This is a genomic window from Novosphingobium sp. ES2-1 (assembly GCF_015169775.1).
GTDB classification, from domain to species: Bacteria; Pseudomonadota; Alphaproteobacteria; order Sphingomonadales; family Sphingomonadaceae; genus Novosphingobium; species Novosphingobium subterraneum.
The window spans coordinates 1120216-1138085 of record NZ_CP063445.1 but is presented as its reverse complement, the minus strand read 5'-3'; the positions used below and the strand labels follow the sequence as shown (position 1 = coordinate 1138085).

Below are 17870 nucleotides of genomic sequence, written 5' to 3'. Positions count from 1 at the left end.
AACCGCTTCAGAAACCGAGGAATCGCACGTTTCCGTCGATCGGCTCGCGCTGGCGACTGAAGCCGTTCACGGGATTGCCATCATCACGGTATCCAATCGCAATGCCGCAGAAGAAGATGTGGGTCTCATCAGAAACGCCAATAAACTCCTTGATAAGCTTGGCATACATCGAGAGGAATTCCTGGGGGCAGGAATCAAGCCGCTCTTCGCGCAGAAGCAGCATGAACGTCTGCAGCCACATCCCGACGTCCGACCACTGCGGGGGGCCCATGCGACGATCGAAATAGCAGAGCAGCACCGCCGGGGCGCCGAAAGACGTGGCATTGTTGCGAACGAAGTCGGCCCTTGCATCCGCATCGGCTCGTCCCACGCCCATCGCCTGATACATGGCGGCTCCGACCGCATGGAGGCGAGCCTTGCATTCGGGAATGACCTCGGGATCAGACCACGAATATTCGATCGGATCCTGCATCGGTGACGAAAGCATCTTCGCCTGCAACTCGGCCAGGGGAGCGCCGGTCACAATGGTCGCTTCCCAAGGTTGAAAGTTACAGCCAGACGGCGCCCACCTTGCCTTGTCCAATACGCGACGCAAGGTCTCGAGCGGCACAGGGTCAGGCTTGAAAGCCCGGATGGAACGACGGGAAAGTACGGCTTCGCTGACGGTCATCGTGCTCATGCCGGATTAACTGCCCGGTTAAACCGACATCGTCAAGCGGGACCTACTCGTCCTCGAACAGATCTGCCAACTGTTCGATAATCGTGCCGCCCAATTGTTCGGCATCCATGATCGTCACTGCGCGGCGGTAATATCGGGTCACATCGTGACCGATGCCGATCGCGACAAGCTGGACCGGCGATTGCTTCTCGATCCAGTCGATCACCTTGCGAAGGTGCTGTTCCAGGTATCCCGCGTTGTTGACGGACAAAGTGGAGTCATCAACCGGAGCGCCATCGGAAATGACCATGAGGATGCGGCGGTCCTCGGGCCGGGCCAGCAGCCGGGTATGCGCCCACAGCAGCGCTTCGCCGTCGATGTTTTCCTTGAGCAGACCCTCGCGCATCATCAGGCCGAGATTCTTTCTCGCACGGCGCCAAGGCTCGTCGGCCTTCTTGTAAACGATGTGGCGCAAGTCGTTGAGACGGCCCGGCTGCGAAGGCTTGCCACCGGCCAGCCATGCCTCGCGGCTTTGCCCCCCCTTCCACGCGCGGGTGGTGAAGCCGAGCACTTCTGTCTTGACCCCGCAACGCTCAAGCGTGCGCGCAAGAATGTCGGCGCTGATCGCTGCGATCGAGATGGGGCGCCCGCGCATCGATCCGGAATTGTCGATCAGTAACGTGACGATGGTGTCCTTGAACTCGACATCGCGCTCGATCTTGTAGGACAGCGAATGACCCGGCGAGATCACCACGCGGGCAAGCCGAGCCGCGTCCAGCAGGCCCTCTTCCTGGTCGAAGTCCCAAGACCGGTTCTGCTGCGCCATCAGGCGACGCTGCAGCCGGTTGGCGAGGCGGGTGACCACGCCCTGCAGCCCCTTGAGCTGGGTATCGAGGTAGGCGCGCAGCCGCGTCAGTTCTTCCTCGTCGCACAGGTCAGTAGCCGAAACGACCTCGTCGAACTGCGTGGTGTAGCTCTTGTAGTCGAAGTTCTCGGGCAGGTCGGTCCAGGGACGGTTCGGGCGCGTCGGCAGCATGCCCTCCTCGCCCTCGTCGGCCATGTCCGAATCGGCCGCATCGTCGTCCTGTTCGATTTCCTGCTCGGACTCCGAATCCTCGTCGCCCTCGCTGGTGTCGCCAGCCACTTCGGACGGTTGCTGCTCCTGATCGTCGGAGTTCGAGGGCTCTTCCTCGCCCTCGTCTTCCTGCTCCTCGCCCTCGTCGTCCTGCGTGTCCTCATCCTGTTCGGACGCGGACTGCGTCAGGTCGAGATGCTGCAGCATGTCCAATGCGAGCTGCTGAAACGCCCGCTGGTTGTCGAGCGAAAGGGCAAGGCCTTCGATGTCCTGGCCAACCTTGCTCTCGATCCAGCTGCGCACCATCGCCATGCCGGTATCGGTCGACGCCGGGGATTCCTGTCCCGTCAGCTTCTCGCGCAGGAGCAGCGCAAGCGCGGTTGGCAGCGGCACGTCCTCGGGCTTTGCGGCGCGACTGATCGGGTCGGAGGCCATGCGCATGGCGAGGGCCGCACCGAGGTTGCCGCGCATGCCGGCATAGGCGTTCGCGCCAAGCGCCTCGTAGCGGACCTGCTCCACCGCATCATAGCAAGCGCGCGCCAGTGCCTCGGTCGGCGCATTGCGGCCGTGCATGGCAGCGTTGTGATGGCGCAGCCGCAGCGCCATCGAATCCGCATGACCGCGGGCTTCTGCTACCTGCTCTGCCGGGAGCGAACGCCCTGGCATTGGCACGCGCATGGACTGCCCGGACTGCACCGGCGCATCCGCCGTCCACGCCACCTCGACCTCGGGATCGAGCGAGATCGCCCGCGCAGTGCCGGTCAGCACCGAACGGAAACGGTCGAGGGGAGTTTCGTCAGCCAATGCGCAAATGCCCGTGATTCAGAACGTTCAGCCGATCTTCTGGCCGGTCTTCGCCCAGTCCGCAAGGAAGCCTTCGATACCCTTGTCCGTAAGGACATGTTTGAACAGGCCCTTGATCACGGCCGGGGGCGCAGTGATCACGTCGGCACCGATGCGTGCGCTCTCCAGCACGTGAACGCCATGGCGGATCGAAGCGACGAGGATTTCGGTCTCGAACGCATAGTTATCGTAGATCAGGCGAATGTCGCGGATCAGGTCCATGCCATCGAAGCCGTTGTCGTCATGACGGCCGACAAACGGCGAGATGAAGGTCGCGCCGGCTTTGGCCGCAAGCAGCGCCTGATTGGCCGAGAAGCAGAGCGTGACATTGACCTTCGTGCCGTCGCTGGTCAGCGCCTTGCAGGTCTTGAGACCGTCAATCGTCAGCGGGACCTTGATGCAGACGTTGTCGGCGATCTTCCGCAGGATCTCGGCCTCGCGCATCATGCCTTCGTGGTCCAGCGCCACGACTTCGGCCGACACCGGACCATCGACCAGACCGCAGATCTCACGGGTGACTTCAATGAAGTCCTTGCCCGCCTTGGCAATCAGGGTCGGGTTGGTCGTCACGCCATCAAGCAGGCCAGTGGCAGCAAGGTCGGCGATTTCGGCGGTATCGGCAGTGTCGACGAAGAACTTCATGGGACGAGGCCTTCCAGCAGGGAGAAGTGATTCCCCCGTGCCTATAGGGAAAGCCTCGGCCAATGTCAGTGCCCGAGCATGCGAATTTGTCAGACTATTTCAGGCCAAAAGCGGCCATCAGCACCGGATCGTTGGTCGAACGAGGGTCAGAACGGATGGCGGCCTCTTCCCGGCCGATTGCGCGGAAGATTGCATTGTCCGCCTCATAGGCCAGCGAATTGGCAATGCCGCCAACGTCAACACCTGTCAGCGCGCCAAGGACCTGCCCCAGCAGCGGGTCCCGGCTCACCCGGATCGCATCGCCGAACTCCGGCACCATGATCTCGACAAGGCTCGTGCCCATCTCCTGGTGCAGGAACGACGTCGCCCCCATCGGATCTGAACCGCGCAGCAGCGCGAGCGCATTGCGAATGCCGATAGTGCGCACCGCGTCCGTCACTGCAGGCGCTGCGCGTTCCGCCGCATCATAGGCCATGTCGTTGAACGCCCGCTGCAGCCGGTCCCTGACGATCGGTCCGGTCAGGATCCGCTCGAGCACGCCGCCGCGGTTTCCGATAGCCTGGGGCAGGGCAAGCCGGGTTACCTGATCGTCCCAGAACCCGCCCGGCGCCAGCAAGCGCGCAAAGGCCCTATCGGTCGACAGGAACAGCAGCCGACGCACGGCCTCTTCCAGCGAGAACTGCGGATAGCTCGCACAGCCGGAAACGGCGAGCACGGCAGCTGACGTCATGCCGCCAAGCAGGACCCGGCGGTTCAGGATGGTGGAAGCCTGCGACACGTTTTTCTCCTCAATTCCTTTGCGCCCGGGCTTTGCCCGTTGCGATGCAGCCCCATATAGACCGGCGAACATGAACCGCGTCCGATGCCTTGTCTTCAACTCCGCGCTCGGCCCGCTCGACTATCGCGTGCCCGCCGGGATGGACGTGGAACCTGGCAGCGTCGTGATCGCACCGCTGGGGCCGCGGCAGATCATCGGCGTGGTCTGGGAAGCGGAACGGCTGCCGGGAACTGAAGTTCCGGATGCCAAACTCCGCCCATTGCTTCAGGTTCTCCCTGTCCCTCCCCTGCCCGCACCATTGCGGCGCCTGATCGAGTGGACTGCCGACTATTACGTCGCGCCGCTTGCGGCAGTGGCGCGCATGGCGCTGTCAAGCACGGCCGCACTGCAAGGCGGCGGCACCGTCACCGAATATCGCCTGACCGGCCGCGAGCCGGAACGAATGACGCCCCAGCGTCTCATCGCTCTGGACCTGTTGCAGGACCAGCAGGCAACGATCCGCGAACTGTCGGAAATCGCCGGGGTCTCCGACGGCGTGCTGCGCGGCATGGTCAATGCCGGGCTGCTTGAACCGGTGGTGGTCGATTCGGACCGGCCCTATCCACCCGCGGATGCCGGTTTCGCCTCTCCCGACCTGTCGGATGAGCAATCGGAAGTCGCCGCCCGCTTTGTCGAGGCGGTCAATAAGCATGACTTCCACCCGTTTCTGCTCGACGGCGTGACCGGCTCTGGCAAGACGGAAACCTATTTCGAAGCTGTAGCAGCCGCGATTGAGCATGGGCGGCAAGTCCTCGTGCTCCTTCCGGAAATCGCGCTCACAGAAACCTTCCTCAAGCGCTTCGAAGCGCGCTTTGGGGTACCGCCGGTCACGTGGCATTCCTCGCTGAAATCGTCCGAACGGCGGCGCGCGTGGCGGGCTGTGGCAGCAGGAACGGCGCAAGTGGTGGTCGGTGCACGCAGCGCACTGTTCCTGCCCTTCGCCCGCCTCGGCCTCATCGTCGTCGACGAAGCGCACGAGATCTCGTTCAAGCAGGACGACGGGGTGCGCTACAACGCCCGCGACGTCGCAGTCATGCGCGCTCATTTCGAGAAAGTGCCAGTCATCCTTGCCAGCGCCACGCCGGCGCTGGAAAGTCTGCAGATGGCCGAAGCCGGGCGTTACGAGCGGGCGGTCCTGCCCGCACGCTTTGGCGGGGCGACGATGCCAGACATCCAGATTGTCGACCTGCGCGAGCAACAGCCCGAGCGCGGACACTGGATCGCGCCGCCATTGGTCGAGGCACTGAAGGATCGGCTCGCCAAGGGCGAGCAGTCACTGCTTTTCCTGAACCGGCGCGGCTATGCTCCGCTTACCCTGTGCCGGACCTGCGGCTATCGGTTCCAGTGCCCCAACTGCTCGGCCTGGCTGGTCGAGCACCGCCTCTCGCGCCGCCTCGCCTGTCACCATTGTGGACACGAGATCCCGCCGCCCGATGCCTGCCCCGAATGCAGCGAGCCCGATTGCCTTGTCGCCTGCGGCCCCGGGGTTGAACGCATTGCAGACGAGGTTGCGGCGATCCTGCCCGAAGCCCGCGTCGCGCTGGTCACTTCCGACACGCTGACCAGCCCCGCGAAGGCTGCAGAGTTCGTCGAGATGGCAAGCAACAAGGCGATCGACGTGATCGTCGGCACCCAGCTTGTCACCAAGGGCTACCACTTTCCGGAACTCACGCTGGTCGGCGTGATCGATGCCGACATGGGCCTCGAGGGCGGCGATCTTCGCGCAGCCGAACGCACCTATCAGCAAGTGGCGCAAGTCGCAGGCCGCGCCGGCCGTGGTGAAAAGCCCGGCGAGGTGCTGATCCAGACCCGGCACCCCGAAGCGCCGGTTATCGAGGCCCTGGCCAGCGGCGACCGTGACGCCTTCTACGCCGCCGAAGCCGAAGCCCGGCGCGATGCCGGAGCGCCACCCTTCGGACGTTGGGCCGCGATCATCGTTTCAAGCGAGGACGAAGCCGAAGCGCGCGACGCTGCTCGCGGGATTGGAGGTTCGGCGCCGCGACTGGACGACGTGCTGATTCTCGGGCCTGCCCCGGCGCCGCTGTCGCTCCTGCGCGGCCGCTATCGCTACCGCCTGCTGATCAACGCACGCCGCTCCACCGAACTGCAGCGCGTAATCCGCGACTGGCTCGATCCCCTGCGCTTCCCGCCGGGCGTCCGTGTCGCCGTGGATATCGATCCCTACAGCTTTGTCTGACGCTTAGGGGGCCTGACCCTTAGAGGCAGGTTGAACCAAAACGCCACTCGGCCATTCCGCAAGGATGACCGGCCCCGTCCTCGTTCCGATCCTTGGCGACCAGCTTTCGCCTGACATCTCCAGCCTGGCTGATCGCAAGCCGGACGACACCGTGATCCTGATGATGGAAGTGGCCGAGGAGACCACCTACGTCCTCCATCACAAGGCCAAGATCGCGCTGATCCTCTCGGCCATGCGCCACTTCGCCCAGGAATTGCGCGAGGCTGGCTGGACGGTCGACTACGTTCGCCTTGATGACCCGGAAAACACCGGCAGCTTCAGCGGCGAAGTTGCCCGCGCCATGGCTCGCCATGACGTACGCGGCGTGCAGGTGACCGAGCCAGGGGAATGGCGGGTGCGACAGGCAATGGAGCAGTGGCGCACGGACCTCCCGGTCCGCGTCCGCATTTTGCCCGATAACCGCTTCATCTGCCCCCTGCCCGACTTCTTCGAATGGGCGGCAGGCCGCCACGAGTTGCGCATGGAATGGTTCTACCGTGAAATGCGCCGCAAGACCGGACTTCTCATGGACGGTGACAAGCCAATGGGAGGTCGCTGGAATTTCGACGCGGAAAACCGGAGAGGACCCGAGAAGAGCCTCGCGCCGCCAGTTCTCCCCGCGTTCAAGCCGGACGAGGTGATGCACGAGGTTCTCCAAATGGTCGCCGAACGATTTGACAGGCACTTCGGCTCGCTCGGCAACCTTGCCTGGCCGGTTTGCAGGGCCGAGGCGGAGCAGGCAAGAGACGCCTTCCTCAAGGACCGTCTGCCAATGTTCGGCAGGTATCAGGACGCAATGGTGACGGGGCAGGATTTCCTTTTTCACGCCGCACTGTCCCCCGCGATCAATATCGGCCTCCTGGATCCGCTCGACCTCTGTCGCCGTGCCGAGACGGAATGGCGCGAAGGCCGCGCACCACTGGAAGCCGTCGAAGGCTTCATCCGCCAGATCATCGGCTGGCGGGAGTACATCCGCGGCATGTACTGGCTGGAAATGCCGGCGCTCGCCGAAGCCAACGGCCTTGATGCCCACCGTCCGCTACCCGACTTCTACTGGACGGGCGACACGCAGATGCACTGCATTGCCGAATGTGTCCGCACCACGCGGGACAATGCCTATGCCCATCACATCCAGCGGTTGATGGTGCTCGGCAATTTCGCTCTGCTTGCCGGCCTTGACCCTCGGGAAGTGGCGGAATGGTATCTGATCGTCTTTGCCGATGCCTATGAATGGGTCGAACTGCCCAACGTGGCAGGCATGATCCTTCATGCCGACAAGGGCCGTCTGGCGTCCAAACCCTACGCGGCCAGCGGCGCCTACATTAATCGCATGAGCGACTATTGCGGCAAATGCACTTACGACGTGAAGCAGAAGACCGGCCCCGGCGCCTGCCCGTTCAATGCACTCTACTGGCATTTCCTCGCGCGGAATGAAAATCGCCTGTCAAGCTATCATCGGCTCGCCCAACCTTATGCCACGTGGCGAAGGATGGACGAAGACCGGCGTGACGAATACATTGCCAGTGCCGAGCTTTTCCTGAACAGCCTTTCCCAAAAGCCCTGAACTTCGGGCCGGAACCGATCCGAATACGGTCGTGCTTGCCGATAACGAAAGAATGAAGGACTGCTCTTGCGAACCTTTCCGGCAATGGGTGGTTGATCTGGCGTGAATATTTCTGGCTTGAAGAAGTTCCTGCGGTCCATCGCATTTGGGACAAGCATCCTCGTCTCGGCAACTACTCCAGCTTCGGCAGAAAGCTGGTACAAGCTCAATTCCCGCCATTTCGTGCTGCACAGCGCGGGCAGCGTCGAACTCGCCACAAAGTTGTCGAATGATCTCGAACGATTCGATTTTCTGGTCCGGCAGATGTTCGGCATTCCCGATGATCCCAATGCCATGCCGCTGCCGATATATCTGCTGCCCAACAAGGCTGCAGTTGGCGCATTGTACAAGGTCCCGGAGGTAGCGGGATTCTTCTCGCATGACATCGAAGGCCGCTTCATCGTCTCGCATCGCGAGGTTGCCATGTCCGAGCTCGAACTTGGCGCCCAGGCAACCTTGTTCCACGAATATGCCCACTTCCTGATGTTCCGAAACTTCCGCTTCGCCTATCCCTCCTGGTACGTGGAAGGCTTTGCGGAGTATCTTTCCACCGTCGAATTTGACAGTCAGGGTCGCTTCGATCTTGGTCGTCCGGCCCGTCATAGAGCGTGGACCCTTGCGCGGGACGATATGCCCCTGACCGAGGTTCTGGCTGGCAAGCAGGGGCGCAATTCGGATCTGTTCTACGGCAAGTCCTGGCTGCTGGTACACTTCCTCAGCACAAGCGAGGAGCGGAAGGGCCAGCTCGGCAATTATCTCTCGCTCGTGGCAGGTGGAATGCCGCCCGACGAAGCCGGCACCGCTGCATTTGGTGACCTCAAGAAGCTGGATCGCGAACTCGACAAGTACATGCGCGGAAGCATCAAGTTCTCGCGCTCCGCCACGCCCTTGCCGCAGCCTGCCGCCCCTGCCCTCGAACGCTTGTCGCCAGTCGATTCGGCCATCGTTCCCCTCCACCTCATGCGCTTCATCGACAAGCGTGAGGAAGAGGCACTTGGCGAACTGCACCAGATCGCGCTGGCAATTCCGCAGTCCGCCAATGCCGCTTACGAGGTGGCAAGAGCAGCACAGGCGCTCGCGAACAACACCGAAGATACGGCCAAAGAAATCGCGTTGTGGAACGAGGCCGAGAAGTTCAACGAACTTGCCTTGAAACTGGCGCCGTGGATGGCGCGGGCGAACCTCCTGAAGGGCGAGATCGAGATGCACCGGCTCGGGAACGTGTCCATAAGGACGCCCGAACGGTGGACTGCGGCCCGAGGCTGGGTCAACAAGGCCAGCGACGCATAACCTTACGATTCCTTCGCGATCTGGACGCTGTTCCAGAGCTACAGCTGCGAGTCGGCGGATATACCCGGTTCTGCGCGCTACGCGTTGCGACGGGCGCTCGAACTCGCGCCGGAGGCGAACAGCATACGCGCAGCCTTTGCCTGGGACCAGGCGAACCAGGGGCGGTTCGATGACGCTATCGCCCATGCGCGCATCCTCGCCAACGATCCTCACGGCGGACAGTACGGTAAATCCCTCCTCGCCCGGATCGAGCGTTGGAAGTCAACCGGGCAACCAGAGAAACCTTGTACGGCAGAGGAAAACGCCTGCGAAAGTAAATGATGCCTCGGCACTGGCGAGGCGACCGCTCCGTCAGTGCCGCGCCCACATGGGTGGCCGTATGCCACCCTGACGGACGACGCGCAGGAGCAGGAACAACCCTGCGCCAGTCGCCACCAGCATGGCGATCACGCTTGCCTCCAGACCGAACGCACCGCCAGTCAGCCAGTCAGGCCCGTTGCGTGTTGTCGCCAGCAGGCCATCTGGCGTGGCGCCCCCTGAAACCGGCACGCTGAACACCCAGCCCTGGGTGAAATTCCACGCGGCATGAATGCCGATCGGGATCCACAGCCTTCGTTTCCAGAGGTATGCCGCGCCGAGCAGGATGCCTGCTTCCATGGCAATGGCGAAGGCGGCAAAGATCGTCGCTCCGTCATTGGCAAGGTGCGCCGCACCGAACAGCGCCGAGGTGACAAACAGCGCCGCCCACGTGCCCAACATCGCCTCGACGTGCCGCAGCAGGATGCCCCGGAACAGAATCTCCTCGATCGTCCCCGATGTTACCGCCATCGCCAGCATCGCCCACAGCGCGCCGATGCCATTCACGCGCTCGACAGACAGTCCACCCAGCAGCGCGACAATCCCCGTCATCAGTGCAAAAAGAGCGCCACCGATCAGCATGCCAAGCGGCAGATCCATGGTCATGGCCGAAAGCGGAAGATCATGGGGCGAACGTCGCTCGATCCAGCGGACGCAAGCGAGGTAGACCAGCATTGTCAGCACAGCCACGCCAAGCCCCCCGAGGAAGTAGCCGGGCGTTCCGTGGGATAACAAACCTTTCAGACCGATTGTCGCAACAGAGGCAGCTATGGTGACGGCAAGGAACTCGACAATCGTCAGCGTCAACGGAAAGGCAATGATCTTGCGCAAGGTCCCAGCTCTTGCCGTCTGAAGATCGTCCATGCCTCACCCCCGGTTGGTATCGCGCTCCTTGTCGAGCAATCGCTGCTTGATCTCAAGCCCATAGGCATAGCCGCCCAGTGAGCCGTCGGAACGTATTACGCGGTGACAGGGAATGAGCACCGCCACGTTGTTCGCCCCGTTTGCGGTGCCTGTTGCACGCACCGCGCCCGGTTTGCCAACGGCTGCCGCGATTTCTGCGTAGGAACGGGTCTCACCAGGCGGTATCTGTCGCAAGGCCTGCCACACAGCCTCCTGAAATGACGTTCCCTTCACGTCGATCGGAATATGAGAATGATCGCCCGGAGCCTCGACGGCCGCGATGACCTCCTCCAGCAGATTGGCGAAATCCGCCCCCCCTTCTTCCAGAGCGGCCTCGGGAAAGCGCCGCCGCAAAGCTTCGTCGCTCTCGTTGAACGCCAGACGGCAGATGCCTTTGTCGGTCGCAGCGACGAGCATGTTCCCAAGAGTTGTGGGAACGACTGCCCAGCGAATCCTCACTCCCCTCCCACCATTGATCCAGGCCGATGGCGTCATTCCCAACCGCTTCCCAGCAGCCGAATAAAACCGCGAAGGTCCCGAGAAACCGGCATCGTAGATTGCATCGGCAACCCTTTCCGTTCCTGAGAGCGCCTCGGCCATCCGGGCATTTTGCAACGCCCGCGCATAGGCTGTTGGCGACAGTCCCGTTGCCTTGGCAAATACGCGCTGGAAGTGAGTGGGCGAATACCCGCAGCGTTTCGCCAGATCGGCCAGACCCACCGGTTGGCCCGCCGACTTGATAGCCTCGATAGCCGTCAACACGGCGCGCTCGTCGCGCGATACATCATCGGGGGAGCAACGCAGGCAGGGCCTGAGACCTGCCCCACGTGCAGCCTCCCCATCTGGGAAGAAGCGCACGTTTTCGCGGCGGGGATGCCGTGCAGAGCAGGACGGTCGACAGTAAATCCCCGTGGTCAGCACACCTGTGACAAAATGACCATCATAAGAGCGATCGCGTGCCAGCACCGCCGCCCACGCCTCGTCGTCGGCAATCTTCGATCCACTCGTCATAGGCTTTCGATAAAGCTCCGAACGATAGCTGCAAGCCCGCGTCGCCTTGTGCATGGTCACATCTCCTTCTTGTGCAGAGTTTCTGCCCGCGCTCCATGCCAAAAGCGTCCCGCACCTTGCGGTCAAAGCAATATGGCGCAAAAAGCGGGTACATGCGTGTTGCCAAACAGATAATTGCCCTCCTTGCAGCTCTTTTCGCATTGGTAGCGGCGCCTGTCGCCATGGCCGATCCGGCGGACATCAGCGCGGCAAGCCGCTCCGTGGTTCGCGTGGTGATCATTGAAAGCGACGGCGATCGCGCCCGGCTGATCACCCATGGCACGGGATTCGCCGTGACCCCGAACCTGATCGTCACCAATGCCCATGTCGTCGAGGAGCTGCGCGGAGACGACACTCTCATCGCCGGTGTCGTCCCCGCCGAGGGCCGCAACGGATATCCGGCCAAGCTGGTCGCCTATTCGCCCGGCAATGATCTTGCCCTGCTGCGCATCGAAGGTGGCGGCACCCTTACGCCAATCACGCTCTTTCCCGGTGCACCAACCGATGGTTCGGAGGTCTATGCCGTCGGCTATCCCGGCAACGTCGATCTGGCGCAAGGCTTGTCGATGGCCGATCTCGTCACGCCGCAGGAAGCGGTCAAGACACGCGGCTATCTGTCCGGGGGCCGCTCCTCGCGGTCATTCGATACCCTCTTGCACACGGCCCCGCTTGGATCGGGAAATTCGGGCGGCCCGCTGCTCGATTCCTGCGGCCGCGTAATCGGCGTCAACTCCTTCGGCACGGTCAGCGACAACAGCACCGATTCGTCCTTCTACTTCGCCATTTCGATGCGCGAGCTTTCGGCCTTCCTGCTCCGCGCCAAGGTGGACGTGCATAGCAGTGGCCTGCCATGTCGCTCGATAGCGGATCTGGACCGCGCCGAAGCGCAACGCGCAGCCGGAGAACAGGCCCGCATGGCTGCCGAACGCGAAGCACGCGCGCAAGCCAGCCAGCAGCAGTTCGAAACTGCGCGGCGCGAGGCTGAAATGGCAGTGCTGTCCGAGCGTGACAACGGCATGGCCCTGGCCGCCCTGCTGCTCGTCGGCGCGCTCGGCGTTGGCGGTTGGGGCATGGTCCAGGCCTCACGGCGGCGCGGAAAATTTCAGCGCAAGCACGTCTTTGGTGCTGCGGCGCTGCTTGTGTCCGCTATCGCAGTATGGTTCCTGCGCCCGTCGCTCGCATCAATAGATAGCCGCGCACGGGAAAACCTCGAACAACCCCAGGCGTCTTCCAGCAGTTCGGCAGCGGCACTCGATCGCCCTGGCTCAGGACGCATGATCTGCGTGCTCGATCCCGAACGCAGCCGCGTCACCGTTTCCGATATCACCGATGTTCCGATCGAATGGACCGAAACTGGCTGCATGAACGGAAAGACGCAGTACGGCCTCGCCAACGATGGCTGGAGCCGAATCCTTGTGCCGAACGGCGAGGAAACGATCTCGGTGAATTCGTATGATCCACAATCCCGGACCTACACCGTGGAACGGTTTCTCGTGGGTCTGGATGCCATGACCGAGGCCCGCGCTGCACGCGCCAGGCTCAATGCGCCCGCATGCGGCGCCGGTGAAGAAGCCGCCCGCCAGTTCGGCCAGAACCAGCAGTCCATCAAGGCACTGCTTCCTCCCGAACCCAATGAGCGCATGCGCTACAACTGCCAGCCTCAGCCCTGAGACCTGTCGATCGGACGTCGATCGAGGAAATCACGATCATACCTATGCACAAGAAGCCAAGTCGCATCTTGTCATATGGGCCTGACGTTGCTAGGCGCGCCCCGTCTGCAGGCCACCCGGTGTTCATCGCCGGGTAATGGTCTGCCTCGGCTTATCCTGGATGAAGGAACTTCGGCGCGTGGAGATTTCCAGCGGCATTACGGCCAGCCTGTCAGGGCGTTACGCCTCGGCATTGTTCGATCTGGCCAATGAACAGAGCTTCGTTTCGGCGGTCGAAAGCGATCTCGAGAAGCTCGATGCTGCACTGCGCGAATCGGCTGACCTCAAGGGCCTGATCAGCAACCCGCAGCTTGGCCGCGATGCAGCCGGCCGCGCAATGGATTCGGTTGCCGGCCTGCTCGGTCTTGGCGACCTTACGAAGAAGTTCCTCGGCGTGCTCGCTTCGAACCGCCGCCTCTCGGCCCTGCCCGACGTGATCCGCGCCTTCGGCCAGATCGCTGCCGCCCATCGCGGCGAAGTCAGCGCCGAAGTCGCCAGCGCTCACCCGCTCGACGATGCACAGATCGCAGCCCTCACTGAAAAGCTGAAGGCCCGTACCGGCAAGTCGATCAAGCTCAAGACCAGCGTCGATCCCGAAATCCTTGGTGGCCTCGTCGTCAAGATCGGCAGCCAGATGATCGACAGCTCGATCCGCACCCGTCTCAATTCTCTCGCCCAGGCGATGAAGGCCTAACGGCCCGCACAGGTTCCAGGAAGGACAGAACATGGAAATCCGCGCCGCTGAAATCTCGAAGGTCATCAAGGACCAGATCGCCAGCTTCGGCACCGACGCCCAGGTCTCGGAAGTCGGGTCGGTTCTCTCGGTGGGTGACGGCATCGCCCGCATCCACGGTCTCGACAAGGTCCAGGCCGGCGAGATGGTCGAATTCGCCAATGGCGTGAAGGGCATGGCCCTGAACCTCGAAGCCGATAACGTCGGTGTCGTGATTTTCGGCTCGGACGCCGAAATCAAGGAAGGCGATGTCGTCAAGCGCACCGGCACGATCGTCGACGTTCCCGTCGGCAAGGGCCTGCTCGGCCGCGTGGTGGACGCTCTCGGCAACCCGATCGATGGCAAGGGCCCGATCGTCGACGCCACCCGCACCCGCGTCGAAGTCAAGGCTCCGGGCATCATCCCGCGCAAGTCGGTGCATGAACCCGTGCAGACCGGGCTCAAGGCGATTGACGCTCTCGTGCCCGTCGGCCGTGGTCAGCGCGAATTGATCATCGGTGACCGTCAGACCGGCAAGACCGCCGTCGCGATCGACACCTTCATCAACCAGAAGGCCGTCAACGCCGGCACCGACGAAGGCAAGAAGCTCTACTGCATCTACGTCGCCGTGGGTCAGAAGCGCTCGACCGTCGCGCAGATCGTCCGCCAGCTCGAAGAGAACGGCGCGATGGAATACTCCATCGTCATCGCCGCTACCGCTTCGGAACCGGCTCCGCTCCAGTACCTCGCGCCCTACACCGGTGCGACCATGGGCGAATTCTTCCGCGACAACGGCATGCACGCCGTGATCGTGTATGACGACCTTTCCAAGCAGGCCGTTGCCTATCGCCAGATGTCGCTGCTGCTCCGTCGCCCGCCGGGCCGCGAAGCTTACCCCGGCGACGTGTTCTACCTCCACAGCCGCCTGCTCGAGCGCGCCGCGAAGATGAACGACGAGAACGGCGCTGGCTCGCTCACCGCTCTGCCGATCATCGAAACCCAGGCGGGCGACGTGTCGGCCTACATCCCGACCAACGTGATCTCGATCACCGACGGCCAGATCTTCCTTGAAACCGGCCTGTTCTACCAGGGCATTCGTCCGGCAATCAACGTCGGTCTGTCGGTGTCGCGCGTCGGCTCGTCGGCACAGACCAAGGCGATGAAGAAGGTTGCCGGCTCGATCAAGCTCGAGCTCGCCCAGTACCGCGAAATGGCGGCCTTCGCCCAGTTCGGTTCGGATCTGGATGCTTCGACCCAGAAGCTCCTCAACCGCGGTGCACGCCTGACCGAGCTGCTCAAGCAGCCGCAGTTCTCGCCGCTCGGCTTCGAAGAGCAGACTGCGGTGATCTTCGCCGGTACCCAGGGCTACCTCGACAGCGTGCCGGTGAACCGTGTCACCGAGTATGAAGCCGAACTGCTCAGCTTCCTGCGCACGCAGCACGCTGACCTGCTCGGCCTGATCCGCGACACCAAGGACCTTGGCGACGAAGCCAAGGGCAAGCTGGTCGCGGCGCTCGACGCTTTCGCCAAGCAGTTCGCCTAAGTCTTTGAAGTCAACGCCACCCCGTCCAGCGCGGCGGGGTGACGGATCAAGGGAGCCGTCATGGCCTCGCTGAAGGAACTCAAGGGCCGGATCAACTCGGTCAAGTCGACCCAGAAGATCACCAAGGCCAAGCAGATGGTCGCGGCGGCCAAGCTGCGCAAGGCGCAGGCGGCTGCCGAAGCCGCGCGCCCCTATGCCAGCCGCCTCGCGGAAGTCATGGGCAGCCTCGCTGCCAAGGTCGCGGGCCAGGACAACGGTCCGCTGCTTATGCGCGGCACCGGCTCCGACCAGCGTCACCTCCTTGTCGTGGTCAACACCGACAAGGGCCTGTGCGGTGGTCTGAACTCGAACATCGTCAAGGAAGCCAAGCTGCAGGCGCGCGCGCTTGAAGCCGCGGGCAAGACGGTGTCGTTCTACCTCGTCGGAAAGAAGGGCCGCGCCCCGATCCGCCGTGACTATCCGAACGGCATCGCCGCCGGATACGATACCGGCAACGTGCGCACGCCCGGCTTCGATGAAGCCAGCGCGATCGCTCGCGAACTCCTCGAGATGTTCGAAGCCGGCAAGTTCGACGTTGCGCACCTCGTCGCGCCGGAGTTCAAGAACGCGCTAACCCAGCTGCCGGTCACCACGCAGATCATCCCCGTCCCCGCTCCGACCAACACCGTCGCCATTGACGCGGTGGTTGAATACGAGCCGGGCGAGGAGGAAATCCTCGAGGAACTGCTGCCGCGCTACGTGACCACGCAGCTCTTCGGTGCCCTGCTTGAGCGTGAAGCCTCGGAACAGGGCGCGTCGATGACCGCGATGGACAACGCGACGCGCAATGCGGGCGAGCTGATCAACAAGCTCACCATCCAGTACAACCGCAGCCGCCAGGCCGCGATCACCACCGAACTCATCGAAATCATCGCTGGCGCCGAAGCGCTCTGACGACGACATAGAAGGCAAGGAAACAACAATGGCCACCGCAGCAGCTACCGGCAAGATCAGCCAGGTCATCGGCGCCGTCGTCGACGTCGCGTTCGACGGCGAACTCCCCGCCATTCTCTCGGCGCTCGAAACCGACAACAACGGCAACCGCCTCGTTCTCGAAGTCGCGCAGCACCTCGGCGAGAACACCGTTCGCACCATCGCGATGGACTCGACGGACGGCCTGACCCGCGGCCAGCCCGTGACCAACACCGGCGCGCAGATCTCGGTGCCGGTCGGCCCCAAGACCCTCGGCCGCATCATGAACGTCGTCGGCGATCCGATCGACGAGCGTGGTCCGGTTGGCGCCGAGCAGACCGCTCCGATCCACGCCAAGGCTCCGGAATTCATCGAGCAGTCGACCGAAGCCGCGATCCTCGTGACCGGCATCAAGGTCATCGACCTTCTCGCTCCTTACGCCAAGGGCGGCAAGATCGGCCTGTTCGGCGGCGCAGGCGTGGGCAAGACGGTTCTCATTCAGGAACTGATCAACAACATCGCCAAGGGCCACGGCGGCGTGTCGGTCTTCGCGGGCGTCGGTGAACGCACCCGCGAGGGTAACGACCTCTACCACGAGTTCCTCGACGCTGGCGTTATCGCCAAGGACGCCGACGGCAACCCGACCCCCGATGGTTCGAAGGTGGCTCTCGTGTTCGGACAGATGAACGAACCGCCGGGCGCCCGCGCTCGCGTCGCTCTGTCGGGTCTCACCATGGCTGAGTACTTCCGCGACCAGGAAGGCCAGGACGTTCTGTTCTTCGTCGACAACATCTTCCGCTTCACCCAGGCGGGTTCGGAAGTGTCGGCACTGCTCGGCCGCATTCCTTCGGCGGTGGGCTACCAGCCGACGCTCGCGACCGACATGGGCGCGCTGCAGGAGCGCATCACCTCCACCACCAAGGGTTCGATCACCTCGGTGCAGGCGATCTACGTTCCCGCCGACGACCTTACCGACCCGGCTCCGGCCGCCTCGTTCGCCCACTTGGACGCAACGACCACGCTGAACCGCGCGATCTCGGAACTCGGCATCTATCCGGCGGTCGACCCGCTCGATTCGACCTCGCGCGTGCTGACGCCCGCCGTCGTCGGTGAAGAGCACTACCAGACCGCCCGCCGCGTTCAGGAAACGCTGCAGAAGTACAAGTCGCTGCAGGACATCATCGCGATCCTCGGGATGGATGAGCTTTCGGAAGAAGACAAGCTCACCGTCGCCCGCGCCCGCAAGATCCAGCGCTTCCTGTCGCAGCCGTTCCACGTCGCCGAAGTGTTCACCGGCATCTCGGGCAAGTTCGTCCAGGTCGAAGACACCGTGCGTTCGTTCAAGGCGGTTGTCGACGGCGAGTACGACCACCTTCCCGAAGCCGCGTTCTACATGGTCGGCGGCATCGACGAAGCGGTCGAAAAGGCCAAGAAGCTGGCTGCTGAAGCCTGATTGAGCTAGCTCCCCGGGCTGGCCCCGG

Annotated in this window: 14 protein-coding genes; 8 read left to right on the top strand and 6 right to left on the bottom strand. The window is 63.1% G+C overall.

Going from position 1 to position 17870, the window contains the following annotated elements; genetic code table 11:
• Nucleotides 1-7: 7 nt before the first annotated feature.
• The 4 genes from IM701_RS05500 to IM701_RS05485 all read right to left on the bottom strand — a co-directional run bounded on the left by IM701_RS05500 (nt 8) and on the right by IM701_RS05485 (nt 3996).
• Nucleotides 8-670 (bottom strand): nitroreductase, encoded by a 663-nt coding sequence (locus IM701_RS05500; protein WP_193828359.1) that lies wholly within the window; start codon nt 668-670, stop codon nt 8-10.
• A gap of 52 nt (nt 671-722) precedes the next feature.
• Entirely contained in the window at nt 723-2537 is a 1815-nt protein-coding gene (cobT, locus tag IM701_RS05495; RefSeq protein ID WP_193828021.1) for a cobaltochelatase subunit CobT, read from the bottom strand.
• A 27-nt stretch (nt 2538-2564) separates the two neighbouring features.
• The gene (gene fsa / locus IM701_RS05490) at nt 2565-3218 is read right to left on the bottom strand and encodes a fructose-6-phosphate aldolase (RefSeq protein ID WP_039335041.1); all 654 of its coding nucleotides are present in this window, start codon (nt 3216-3218) and stop codon (nt 2565-2567) included.
• A gap of 94 nt (nt 3219-3312) precedes the next feature.
• Nucleotides 3313-3996, bottom strand: coding sequence for a DUF4197 domain-containing protein (locus IM701_RS05485; RefSeq protein WP_039335044.1), 684 nt, complete (start codon nt 3994-3996; stop codon nt 3313-3315).
• A gap of 70 nt (nt 3997-4066) precedes the next feature.
• Here IM701_RS05485 and IM701_RS05480 point away from each other — a divergent pair, with 70 nt between their 5' ends.
• The 3 genes from IM701_RS05480 to IM701_RS05470 all read left to right on the top strand — a co-directional run bounded on the left by IM701_RS05480 (nt 4067) and on the right by IM701_RS05470 (nt 9164).
• A complete protein-coding gene (locus IM701_RS05480) occupies nt 4067-6232 on the top strand; it encodes a primosomal protein N' (RefSeq protein WP_039335046.1) in 2166 nt (721 codons plus the stop codon).
• Between the two features lie 64 nt (nt 6233-6296).
• Entirely contained in the window at nt 6297-7835 is a 1539-nt protein-coding gene (locus IM701_RS05475; RefSeq protein ID WP_193828020.1) for a cryptochrome/photolyase family protein, read from the top strand.
• A gap of 117 nt (nt 7836-7952) precedes the next feature.
• A complete protein-coding gene (locus tag IM701_RS05470; protein WP_193828019.1) occupies nt 7953-9164 on the top strand; it encodes a hypothetical protein in 1212 nt (403 codons plus the stop codon).
• A 351-nt stretch (nt 9165-9515) separates the two neighbouring features.
• Here IM701_RS05470 and IM701_RS05465 read toward each other — a convergent pair whose 3' ends face one another.
• Nucleotides 9516-10385 (bottom strand): CPBP family intramembrane glutamic endopeptidase, encoded by an 870-nt coding sequence (locus IM701_RS05465; protein ID WP_193828018.1) that lies wholly within the window; start codon nt 10383-10385, stop codon nt 9516-9518.
• Nucleotides 10386-10388: 3 nt separating this feature from the next.
• Nucleotides 10389-11435 carry a bifunctional DNA-binding transcriptional regulator/O6-methylguanine-DNA methyltransferase Ada gene (ada, locus tag IM701_RS05460; RefSeq protein WP_193828358.1) on the bottom strand — a complete coding sequence of 349 codons (1047 nt, stop codon included), beginning with the start codon at nt 11433-11435 and terminating at the stop codon, nt 10389-10391.
• A gap of 152 nt (nt 11436-11587) precedes the next feature.
• Here ada and IM701_RS05455 point away from each other — a divergent pair, with 152 nt between their 5' ends.
• From IM701_RS05455 to atpD, 5 genes are all read left to right on the top strand, one after another.
• Nucleotides 11588-13144, top strand: a complete 1557-nt coding sequence (locus IM701_RS05455; protein WP_230487812.1) for a serine protease — start codon at nt 11588-11590, stop codon at nt 13142-13144.
• A gap of 178 nt (nt 13145-13322) precedes the next feature.
• Nucleotides 13323-13877, top strand: a complete 555-nt coding sequence (locus IM701_RS05450; protein ID WP_039335249.1) for a F0F1 ATP synthase subunit delta — start codon at nt 13323-13325, stop codon at nt 13875-13877.
• Between the two features lie 31 nt (nt 13878-13908).
• Nucleotides 13909-15438, top strand: a complete 1530-nt coding sequence (gene atpA, locus IM701_RS05445) for a F0F1 ATP synthase subunit alpha (RefSeq protein ID WP_039335058.1) — start codon at nt 13909-13911, stop codon at nt 15436-15438.
• A gap of 60 nt (nt 15439-15498) precedes the next feature.
• Nucleotides 15499-16371 carry a F0F1 ATP synthase subunit gamma gene (locus IM701_RS05440; RefSeq protein ID WP_039335060.1) on the top strand — a complete coding sequence of 291 codons (873 nt, stop codon included), beginning with the start codon at nt 15499-15501 and terminating at the stop codon, nt 16369-16371.
• 28 nt (nt 16372-16399) lie between these two features.
• Nucleotides 16400-17842, top strand: a complete 1443-nt coding sequence (gene atpD / locus IM701_RS05435; protein ID WP_193828016.1) for a F0F1 ATP synthase subunit beta — start codon at nt 16400-16402, stop codon at nt 17840-17842.
• Nucleotides 17843-17870: the final 28 nt, after the last annotated feature.